The sequence below is a fragment of the Pseudomonas sp. GW460-12-10-14-TSB1 genome, from assembly GCF_017349775.1.
In the GTDB taxonomy this organism is placed as follows: Bacteria; Pseudomonadota; Gammaproteobacteria; order Pseudomonadales; family Pseudomonadaceae; genus Aquipseudomonas; species Aquipseudomonas piscium.
Map to the genome: position 1 here is coordinate 1 of NZ_JACNAC010000102.1, position 10471 is coordinate 10471.

Here is a 10471-nt window from a genome sequence, read left to right on the forward strand (position 1 = left end):
TTTCAGCGCTGGCGCTGGCTCACGAAGACACCACCGGGGCCGGCGCGCGCAAGGCGGCGCGGCCGCGCTGGCGGAAGCTCAGCAGGTAGCACAGCAGCCCGGCGAAGAACCCCAGCCCGCTGATCAGGCGCGCCCAGAACAGCCCGCTCAGATGCTCCACCGTGGCCATGAACGGCATCGCCGTGCCGTCCTCGGCCCAGCGTTGCAGCAGCACCTGGACCACGCCGGCGGCGGTGAGCAACAGGGTGATCATCACCATCGACAGGGTCATCAGCCAGAAGCCCCAGACTTCCAGGGTCTGCGAGCGTTCGTCCGCCGCCTCGCCGAGCCCACGCAGGCGCGGCATGGCGTAGCTGATCAGGGTCATGACGATCATCGCGTAGGCGCCGTAGAACGCCAGGTGGCCGTGGGCCGCGGTGAGTTGCGTGCCGTGGGTGTAGTAGTTGACCGGCGCCAGGGTATGCAGGAAACCCCAGACCCCGGCGCCGAAGAACGCGGTCACCGTGGTGCCCTTGGCCCACAGCGTGGCGGCGCGGTTGGGGTGCTGGCGGCGGCGGTTCTTCACCATGCTGAAGGCGAAGACCACCATGGCCAGGAACGGCAGCGGCTCCAGGGCCGAGAAGATCGAGCCGACCCACAGCCAGACCTCGGGCGCGCCGATCCAGAAGAAGTGGTGACCGGTGCCGATGATCCCGCTGATCAGCGCCATGGCGATGATCACGTAGAGCCATTTCTCCACCACTTCGCGGTCCACGCCGGTGATCTTGATCAGCACGAAGGCCAGCATCGCGCCCATGATCAGCTCCCACACGCCTTCCACCCACAGGTGCACCACCCACCACCAGTAGAACTTGTCGCGGGCCAGGTTGGCCGGGTTGTAGAAGGAGAACAGGAAGAACACCGCAAGGCCGATCAGCCCGGTCATCATCACCATGCTGACGGTGGTCTTGCGACCCTTGAGCAGGGTCATGCCGATGTTGTAGAGAAAGCCCAGGCACACCACCACGATGCCCATCTTGGTGATGGTCGGCTGCTCGAGGAACTCGCGACCCATGGTCGGCAGCAACTCGTTGTGGGTCAGCCGGGCCAGACCCGCGTAGGGCACCAGCAGGTAGCCGAGGATGGTCAGCACGCCGGCGGCGGCGAACACCCAGAACAGCAGCAGCGCCAGTTTCGGGCTGTGCAGTTCACGATCGGCCTCTTCCGGGATCAGGTAGTAGGCCGCCCCCATGAAGCCGAACAGCAGCCAGACGATCAGTAGGTTGGTGTGGACCATGCGCGCCACGTTGAAGGGAATGATCGGGAACAGGAAATCCCCGATCACGTATTGCAGGCCCATGATCAAACCGAACAGCACCTGGCCGAGAAACAGCATCAGGGCAAACACAAAGTAGGGTTTGGCCACGGCTTGCGAGGCGAATTTCAGGTGTGGATTGGCAAGACGCATCGTTCAGCCCTCCTTGTTTGGCGGCCAGCCATTGGTATTGACCTTCGAGCTCCACTTGAGGAATTCGGCGATGTCGTCGACCTCCTGCTGGCTCAGGTTGAATTGCGGCATGGCCCGGCGTCCGGGCACACCCAGGGGTTGCATCTTCATCCAGGCCTGCAGGAAGGGCTTGAAGCCCTCCTCGCCGCCGCGGCGCTGGAACACGTTGCCCAGCTCCGGCGCGAAGTACGCGCCCTCGCCCAGCAGCGTGTGGCAACCGATGCAGTTGTTCTGCTCCCAGACCGTCTTGCCGCGCACCACCGCCGCGCTCAACAGCGCGTCGTTGCTGCGCACGGGAAAGGTCTGCTCCGTGTGATAGGTCAAGGCCAGGAAGATCAGGAAGAAGAACACGCTTCCCCCGAAATAGATGTTCCTGGCCATGCCTTTGGTGAAGGTCTCCGACATGCTCGCTTCCTCTTGGCTTGGCCCGGCCATTCTAGGAAGCGCGGGGGGCAAACCCGCTTGATGGCAATCAAGAAACGCCGATGGTTTTACTCGGGTATTCACAGACTGAGGATCAGGCCCAGCAGCAAGGCCAGCGCCAGCGGCCAGCCGAGCAGCAACCAGCGCCACAAGCGCGGCCCGTGGCGCAGCTCCATGAAGCCATCGGCGATCAGCCAGGCCTTGGCCACCGCCAGCAGCAGGATCAGCAGCGCCACCCCGCGCGGCGCGCCCTGCCCCAGCCAACTGCCCAGCCAAACCGTGCCGACGCTGAGGCCGGCCAGGGCGACCCAACAGCTCAGCAACAACCTGCCAACGGACATGCGCACCTCGTCAATCCAGGACGTAGACCAGCGGAAACAGCAGCACCCAGACCAGATCGACCATGTGCCAATAGAGCACCCCGGATTCGAAACCCGAAGGGTTGTCGACGCCATACCGGCCACGCAGGCAGCGCTGCGCCAGCCAGGCAAAAATCAGCATGCCCAGCAGCACATGGAGGAAATGAAAACCGGTGAGGATCCAGTACAGGGTGAAGAAGGTGTCGTGCTCCAGCCCTAATCCCAGACCTAGTAGATGCCGGTACTCGCCGAGCTTGAGCAGCAGGTAGACAGTGGCCACCAGCAAGGCCGCCAGCAACAGCGCCGCCCCTTGGCGTGGCCGCGCCCGGCGCACCCGTTCCTGGGCCAGCGCTGCCAGCAGCCCGGCGCTGAGCAGACTCAGGGTCATGGCCAGGCCGGTGGAGCTGTCGAGCAGCTGGCGGCTTTCGGCGAACAGCTGCGGCTTGAGCTGCTGGGTCACGGCGAACGCGAGGATCAGGATGGCGAACACCGACAGCTCGGCGAGGATAAAAAACCACATCGCCAGGTCCCCCGGCAGATGGCGCCGAGGGGCCTCGGTGGTTGCATCGGCGGCTTCAGCCGAAGTGCACATCGACCACGTCCATCAGCGCCGCCACCGTCACCGGGTCGTCGCTCAGGGGCTCGGCCAGGCACGCCAGGCAGGCTTCGCGCGGCGGCATGCCGGAACCGATCATGCGCGCGGTAAAAATCAGCAGCCGGGTGGACGCCACCTCCTCCAGGTCATGCTGTTCCAGGCGGCGCAGGGCCTGGCCCAGCCCGACGATCTGCCGCGCCAGGGCGGCATCCACCTGCGCCTCGCGCTGCACGATGCGCTCCTCCTCGGCCGGCGGCGGATAGTCGAAGCGCATCGCCACGAAACGCTGGCGGGTGCTGGGCTTCATGCCCTTGAGCAGGTTCTGGTAGCCAGGGTTATAGGACACCACCAGCATGAAGGACGGCGGCGCCCGCAGCACTTCGCCGGTACGTTCCAGGAACAGCTCGCGACGGCCATCGGCCAGGGGATGCAGGACCACCACAGTGTCCTGCCGCGCCTCCACCACCTCGTCGAGGTAGCAGATGCCGCCTTCGCGCACCGCCCGGGTCAGCGGTCCGTCCTGCCACCAGGTGCCCTGGGCGCCGATCAGGTGGCGGCCGATCAGGTCGGCGGCGCTGAGGTCGTCGTGGCAGGCCACGGTGTGCAGCGGCAGGTTAAGGCGGTGCGCCATGTGCTGAACAAAGCGGGTCTTGCCGCAGCCCGTGGGGCCTTTGATCAGCACCGGCATGCCGTGTCGCCAGGCCTGTTCGAACAGCGCCTGTTCATTGTTCAAGGGTTGATAGAAGGGTTCGCAAGCCGTTCCGAGATCCATGGGCTACCTGATTCACAGCGGGGTTCGGGGACCACGCTAAGGCGCCACGCAAGGGAGCGGCAAGCGAACCGGCGGGCAAACTTGATCGCCGTCAAGCGCGCCGCGCCCGGCTGCAATCAAAGGTTGAAATCAGCGCCCGGAATCAGGTTCGACGCACGCGCAACCGGCAGCCTGTCCCGGACTGTTCAGATCCTCCTGGAACAACTGGCAGATGCTGTCCACCTCCAGCCGGCCGGCGGGCAGGATGCTGATAAAGCGCTCCGAGACTTCCACCAGGCCGTTCCAGCTCAGCTGTTGCAGGCGCAGCCAGGCGGACGCGAAGTACTGGCGAAAGATCAGCCCGTAGCGGCTTTCGATGGCCAGGATGTCCAGCTCCAGGTCACACGCCAGGCGCTCCATGACCAGCTGCCGGACCTGGTCGCCGGCCTCGCAGCGCCAGCCGCGACAGGTCGCCAGCTGGCCCAGGTCGAGCTGTTGCAGATAGTCATCGAGCCGCTCGCTGTTCTGCGTATACAGCTCGTCGAACTGGCTGATGGCCCCCAGGCCGAAGCCCACATGGTCGCAATAGCCATGGCAGGTAAAGCCCTGGCAGTTGCGACGCAGCCGGCCGCGCTCCTGGGCCATCATCAGGTCGTCGTCGGGCCGCACGAACTGGCCCAGGCCGATGTACTGGTACCCCGCCGCCAGCAGGCGCTCGAAGCAGATCCGCCGCATCGCCTCCTTGGCGTCCTGGCCGCAGGCTGCTGCGGGGCGGTCCTGGCTCTGGCGCCGGTAGCGCAACGGCGGCTGGGCGTAGTCGAACACCTGCAGGCGATCGGGCTCCAGCTCGATCAGAGTGCTCAGCTTCAAGGCAAAACTCTCCGGAGTCTGCCAGGCATGGCCATACCCCAGGTCGACATTCACCGAGCGATAACCGAAGGTCCGCGCCGCATCGATCAGCGAATGGATGGGCGCCGGGTTCTGGTAGCAGGCCACCGACAGCTGGCTGTCGATACCTATATCCGGCACGCCGATGCTGACCTGGTTAAAACCCTGGTCGCGCAGCAGGCCCATGGTCGCCCAGTCGGTGTGGTGCAGGTCGACATCAATGCTGTAGTCGCCGCAATCGTGTTCAAGGAAATGAAAGCGCTGGCGCAGGTGCTGCATCAGCCGTTGCAGATGCGCTGCGTCCGGGGTGCCGCCGCCCAGGTGGAACTGCTCGATGCGCTGCTCCGGCCCCAGGTGGCAGCCCACCAGGTCGATCTCCCGCTCCAGCCGCCGCAGGTAGCTTTCGCCAGCGTCCACCGCCGTGCCCGCCAGGCGCGGCGGAAACTGCACGTTCAGGGACAGCGGCCGGCGCTTCTGCCGGCTGCCGCGCAACGCCCGCAGCAGGTCCAGGGAACCGATGCCGCCGTGAAAGCGGCGGGTGTCGGCATGGCAGTTGGGATCGAGCACGCCTTGATCGCGTCGAACGATCGGCTCGCTGCGGTGCGGCAGTAGATCAGGCATGACTGGGCTCCAGGACTGGCGGTGGAGGGCCAGTGTCCGGCGTTCGCGCCAGGGGCTCCTTGACTTGCATCAAGCGAGGGTTCGGCGCCGGCCTACCAGTTCAGGTAGAACATGGCCTTGGCCAGCAGCACGATCAGCAGCATATGGCCGAACAGGCTGTGATGGATGAAGCGCGAATAGCGGGCATTCATGCGCCCGCTCCTGAACAGCAGCATGGCCACCAGGAAATGCCCGAGCACGCTGGCGGCCAGCAGGATCTTCAGCATCAGCAAGGTGCCGAACGACGACGCCAAGGGCACCGCCAGCACCGGCAGGTAACGCACCCAGACCATGCCCAGCCCGGCGCCGAACAGCGCCAGCAGCACCCAGGGCATCAGCTGGCGGGCACGGTCGGCAATGCCCTGTTCGAGCAGCACCATGAGCTTGGCGGGCAGTTGCTTACGGATGTTTTCCAGGAACAGCACCTCGAAGAACACCGTGCCGATAAACACCAGCGCGGCGAGCAGATGCAGGCTGAGCAGCAGCGGATAGATCATCGCTTCAGCCTCCGGTCACCGTGGGGAAAAACGCCACCTCGTCGCCGTCGTCCAGCGCCTCGTCGAGCCCGCACATGTCCTGGTTGCGGGCACACATCAGGCTCGGCTCGTCCAGCACCCGCCAGATGCCGCAGCGGCTCGCCAGGTGCCGGCGCAAGTGCTCGAGGCAGGCGAAGTCGCCTTCGACCACCTCGCTCGCGCAACCCAGGGTTTCCCGGTAGCGGGAGAAGTACTGCACCTGCAGCCTCATGCCGACGGCGCCTGGTAATCGCCGCTCTTGCCCCCGGACTTGCGCAGCAGTCGCACCGATTCGATATGCATACTGCGGTCCACCGCCTTGCACATGTCGTACAGCGTCAGGGCGGCGATGCTGGCGGCGGTCAGCGCCTCCATCTCGACCCCGGTCTGCCCGGCCAGCTTGCAGCGCGAAACGATGCGCACGCGGTGTTCGTCCTCGAGGGTCAATTCGACCACCACACTGCTCAGCAGCAACGGATGACAGAGCGGGATCAACTCACTGGTGCGCTTGGCCGCCTGGATACCGGCGATGCGCGCCACCGCGAACACATCGCCCTTGGGATGGCCGCCGCCGACGATCAGCCGCGCGGTCTCGGCGCGCATATGCACCCAGGCCTCGGCCACCGCCTCGCGAAAGGTCACGTGTTTATCGGTGACATCGACCATGCGCGCACGGCCGAGGGAATCGAGGTGGGTCAGTACCGCGTCATTCATGGACAGGAGCCTTAGTCATGGCGGCGAAAAGCGCGACGGGATCGCCCCGGCCTCGCACGCCGCTGGGTGGCAACGAGACTACTGCGCCGACCCGCTGGCGCGATTGACATCAATCAAGAAACCCACAAGTCCCCAGGAGGGTCGTAACCGCCCCATGCGCTGCGTAAGCAGCATATCGTTCAGCACCACAGGCCTGCAGAGCGACCGTCTCCATGATCCGCCGTTTCAATTGGGCTCACGCGAAAGCTGCAGGTAGCGTTCGCCTTCCGATTGCAACTGCGCATCGCTCGCCGCCAGCTGGGCCCGAGCTTCGGCCAGGTTTTTCCGGCAGCCATCCCAGCGGCAATCCGGCACCTGTTTGATCAGTGAGCTGGGCGACACATTCGCGGCGCTCGCCTCCAGTCGCTCGCCATTGCTCCAGCCCATCCGCCACTCGGTGTCGGGCAAGTGCTCGGCACCGTTGCCGTAATGCAATTGCCCGCGGTAGCGCATCAGCTTGCCTGCGAAGAACAGCCAGGTTTCGCGCTTGACCGGCACCTGCCCCTCGATCGCCCGCTCGGCGCCCGCTTCGGCCAGCAGTTCCACCTGCGCGAGGGGACCACTTTGGGTCAGATGCAACAACACACCCTTGGGCGCGTTGTAGTGCTTCAAGCCGTACCAGCGCGGTGTGCTGTCCGGCATCACGACGGTGCTGATGCGTTCCTTGGCACTATACGAAGAGAGTCGCCAGGGAAACTGGTTGAGCTTGACAGTCGCCGGCACGCGGCCGGTCCTGGTCCAGTCCGGAGATGCCTCAAGCCGCTCCTGCAGGTCCAGGCTCAAGTGCCCCGGCCATGCCAGCTGTCGCACGCTGCCGTCAGGCGCCTTCAGGTTGGCACGCAGGGTCGTCACCGCCATAGGATCGCCAGGATGGCTATCTCCCCCTGGCGTTCTGACGGCCAGGTCCACCATCTGATAACCGGGCACATCCTGCTTCGGGAAGACCAGCGCAATACTCAGGGGTTGCTTGCGTCGCTTGGAGAATCCCCGCCGTGCCTCCCACGACAAATCGCGGGCCCAGTTGGTAAACAAGGGCTCGCGCCACAGCGCGTCCGCCGGTGCGCGCAATTCGGCATGGCTGAAGCTGTAATACTCGGCAGGTGTCTCGGGCAACTCGAAGCGCAGCTTCAGCGGCTGCCCCGCGCTGCCCTGCAACACCTGTGCGCGTACCGTCACTTGGCGCCGGATCGGCGAGCTTTCCATCTCGAAACGAGGCGCCGGGATACAGACGGTACCGACCATGCAGGTGAACGGCTGCAAGCTGGGCCGCGTCTTATGCGTCTTGCCCTTGCTACCGATAGAGGGGAAGTAATAGGCAACGAGCTCGGCCCCCGTCCATACTTGCGGCCACAATCGCGCCTGGGTCGATTCATCGAGGTAGGCAATGGAGCTGTCGGCCAGTTCGACCTCCAATGACAGCGACGCCGCCTGCAGAGGCGCAACAGACGAGGCCACCAGTAATGCAGCGGTCGCGATGGCGCGCCGCAGGTTCGTTCTGCTAACCGGATTTGCGAAAAACAGGATTGTTTGAATGAGCATTCTCCCTCCATGGAAATGAAACAACACATCGATACAGCCCCCCTCAGGGAGCAGCAATGACCAGCATCATGGACCCCACCTTGCGCGGAACCGGCAGGATCACCGGCGCGTTCTTCCCCCCGGCGGGGGATATCGCCGCCGTGGTCTCGGAGTTTGCGCTGCTGGTCAATCCGCCCGCGCGGGCGGCCTATGGCGGCACCGGGTTGCGTTATCGGCTCGGCCTGTACCGGCGTGGCGAGCCGGTGCCGTTCGCCATCTTCGACGAACTGTGCCTGCCGATCAACGACCTGGGCTTCCACCCCACCCTGCCCCGCATCGTTATCGGTGCCGGCCGCTATGACGGCGGCTACCAGTTCGAAGGCGAGCTGGCCGTGTGGGACTGGCAGACCGGCCAGAGCCGCCGCCCTTTTGCCGATATTCCCGAAGTCGTGCGCTGCCGCTACGACGCCAGCGGCGAGCGGGTCGAAGCCTGGGTGCGGCCATGGAACGAAGAGTGGGACGGGCTGGACGACAGCGACTGGTCGGTGATCCTCGACACGCTGTTCCTGGTGCAGGCCGACGACAGCGAGGCAGCCTGGGCTGGGCAATCGCCCGTGGTGCTGGAACTGGACCCAGCCGCCACCGTCGATACCTCGGGCCTTGCCGCAGATGACCAGAGCCCACCGGCCTTGCGCCTGGCCCATTGGCTGGGCGTGCCCGAGCTTGAATGCCGAAGCGCGATCCGCGATATCGCCTGGCTCGGCCCGGACCGGATAGGCATCACCCATGACGATTGCCTGCTGGATATCTACAGCACGGACGGCACCCGGCTCGCCCACCACACAGGTACGGGCTACGGCGCCGAGATCCTCCGTGGGGCCGGCGTGCATGTGCACGGGGTGCAGGTGCAGGACGGCCCCGAGGCCTATAGCCGCGATTCCCGCTTGTATGCCCTGACGGACAACGGCCTGGTCCTGGTGCAGGACTACGACGATGAATACACCTTCTGCGCATCCAGCGACGGCCTCCTCCTGGGACGACGCAACCGCCTGAGAGACCCCGGTTCGAAGGTCGTCGATCTGCTGCTGGACACCACCCGCGACAGCGCCCAGCCCGTCGATGTCGGCCACTACGACTGCTTCAACCACTACATCGGCATCAGCGGCGCGCCCCATCTGTTCGCGCTGCAGGGCACGCCGGCCAGCTCCCACGAACACAAGTACCTGTGTATCGTCCAGCCCGACGGCACCCTGCAAAGACTCTGGCCGTTGCTCAAGCAGGACGGCACCCGGGCCAGCCACGCCATGGAATGCCGCGGCGCTTATGTGGCGGATGCCCTGGGCGCTGGCGTGGTGATCGCCGGCCAGCACTACAACCCTTCGGTCTGCGAGCCGTACCAGGGTTTCATCTATCGCCGGCACCTGGAACGCGGCCAGGAACTGTGGCGGCATGCCACGCCGGCATCGCCCAGCGCGATCGTCCACCTGCCCGAAGCAGGCCTGGTGGCGGCGGCTTTCCTGGACGGGACGCTGATGCTGATCGAGGCCCGGACCGGCCAGCTGCGGCTGAACGCCAAGGCGCGGATCGATGGCTTGCCGACCATCATCCACGCCATGGACGCCCGCGACGGGCAACTGGCGCTGGGCACGGTGGATGGGCGGATTGCCGTGAAACCGGTCGCTGATCTGCTGGGTGCCGACGGCGCCCGGGGATGGGTGGAAATCAGCTGAGTCACGCCACTCTCCAGGCCTCCACGCCCAGGTGAAAACCGATTCGCTGGGCGCGGCAGGCCGAGGTTTTCAGATCAGGACAGTGCTTCTTCGCAGTACAGGAAGAGCTCACCCGAGGTGAATTGCAGCCACTGCGTAATCCAGAAAGCTTTTATTCGTATGTGCTTAATTTCGTGCAAACCAGCCTTTGACTTTTCGTTTAACCGGGAGCGCAAACAGATGAATAAATATGCAGAAGAAAGCAACCCACCCAATAAATGGATGCTCTGAAACTATCTCGGGCCTATGCCCCAAGAACAGAAAGTCATCATTCTGAAGAATGTCCATGTAAGGCACGACAAAAAGGCCATTGAACACCAAACAGAAATAAAACCTGGCGTAATTCAAATCGCTGCCAGAGAAACGCGCCTTCAAAAAATAGGCAACACTAATGCCACAAACGGCCAAAACAGGAAAAACCCACAAAATCATTTTCCGGACTCTCGGTACACCTGCTTTCCTGTCTGGAAGTCGGTATATATTTCAAAACCCATCGCGCCTGCCCCATGCTTTTATAAGAGCGCACATAGTCTGCTCTGACGTATCTAAACAGGCGCCAGGCATGTAATCGCGATTAGCCATGCGTGACCCTCCTTTTAGTCAGCTGGTCATCCTATTGAAAGAAGTTACAGGCGTGTTGTAGGGAATTTCCGAAATTTGTGCAGTCCCCAAGTCGCCCATCGGCGATGTGCTGCTGGATGCTCCGTGAAGCTTGGCGACGCCCGGGGATGGGTGGAGATCGACTGAGTCAGTC

Annotated in this window: 11 protein-coding genes; 1 reads left to right on the plus strand and 10 read right to left on the minus strand. The window is 64.2% G+C overall.

Features of this window, described 5'->3' with window-relative positions; genetic code table 11:
• Window positions 1–19: 19 nt before the first annotated feature.
• The 10 genes from J4D52_RS29965 to J4D52_RS30010 form a co-directional block, all read right to left on the minus strand.
• On the minus strand, window positions 20–1447 hold the full coding sequence (locus J4D52_RS29965) for a cbb3-type cytochrome c oxidase subunit I (RefSeq protein WP_025810383.1): 1428 nt from the start codon (window positions 1445–1447) through the stop codon (window positions 20–22).
• A 3-nt stretch (window positions 1448–1450) separates the two neighbouring features.
• Window positions 1451–1891, minus strand: coding sequence for a cytochrome c (locus J4D52_RS29970; protein WP_102677945.1), 441 nt, complete (start codon window positions 1889–1891; stop codon window positions 1451–1453).
• 98 nt (window positions 1892–1989) lie between these two features.
• Window positions 1990–2250, minus strand: a complete 261-nt coding sequence (locus tag J4D52_RS29975) for a cytochrome C oxidase subunit IV family protein (protein ID WP_025810381.1) — start codon at window positions 2248–2250, stop codon at window positions 1990–1992.
• A gap of 10 nt (window positions 2251–2260) precedes the next feature.
• Entirely contained in the window at window positions 2261–2860 is a 600-nt protein-coding gene (locus J4D52_RS29980; protein ID WP_025810380.1) for a cytochrome c oxidase subunit 3, read from the minus strand.
• Window positions 2844–3635 (minus strand): CbbQ/NirQ/NorQ/GpvN family protein, encoded by a 792-nt coding sequence (locus J4D52_RS29985; RefSeq protein WP_102677946.1) that lies wholly within the window; start codon window positions 3633–3635, stop codon window positions 2844–2846. The genes J4D52_RS29980 and J4D52_RS29985 overlap by 17 nt, the downstream gene beginning before the upstream one ends.
• A 129-nt stretch (window positions 3636–3764) precedes the next feature.
• On the minus strand, window positions 3765–5123 hold the full coding sequence (locus J4D52_RS29990) for a coproporphyrinogen III oxidase (protein ID WP_102677947.1): 1359 nt from the start codon (window positions 5121–5123) through the stop codon (window positions 3765–3767).
• Window positions 5124–5215: 92 nt separating this feature from the next.
• Entirely contained in the window at window positions 5216–5659 is a 444-nt protein-coding gene (locus J4D52_RS29995) for a CopD family copper resistance protein (RefSeq protein WP_102677948.1), read from the minus strand.
• A 4-nt stretch (window positions 5660–5663) separates the two neighbouring features.
• Window positions 5664–5909, minus strand: coding sequence for a MoaD/ThiS family protein (locus J4D52_RS30000; protein ID WP_016702481.1), 246 nt, complete (start codon window positions 5907–5909; stop codon window positions 5664–5666).
• A complete protein-coding gene (gene moaC / locus J4D52_RS30005; RefSeq protein WP_102677949.1) occupies window positions 5906–6391 on the minus strand; it encodes a cyclic pyranopterin monophosphate synthase MoaC in 486 nt (161 codons plus the stop codon). Before moaC ends, J4D52_RS30000 begins: the two co-directional genes overlap by 4 nt.
• A 225-nt stretch (window positions 6392–6616) precedes the next feature.
• Window positions 6617–7969 carry a hypothetical protein gene (locus J4D52_RS30010; protein WP_102677950.1) on the minus strand — a complete coding sequence of 451 codons (1353 nt, stop codon included), beginning with the start codon at window positions 7967–7969 and terminating at the stop codon, window positions 6617–6619.
• Window positions 7970–8025: 56 nt separating this feature from the next.
• On the opposite strand from J4D52_RS30010, the gene J4D52_RS30015 reads away from it, so the two are divergent.
• Window positions 8026–9678, plus strand: coding sequence for a hypothetical protein (locus J4D52_RS30015; RefSeq protein WP_102677951.1), 1653 nt, complete (start codon window positions 8026–8028; stop codon window positions 9676–9678).
• The last annotated feature ends 793 nt before the right edge of the window (window positions 9679–10471 follow it).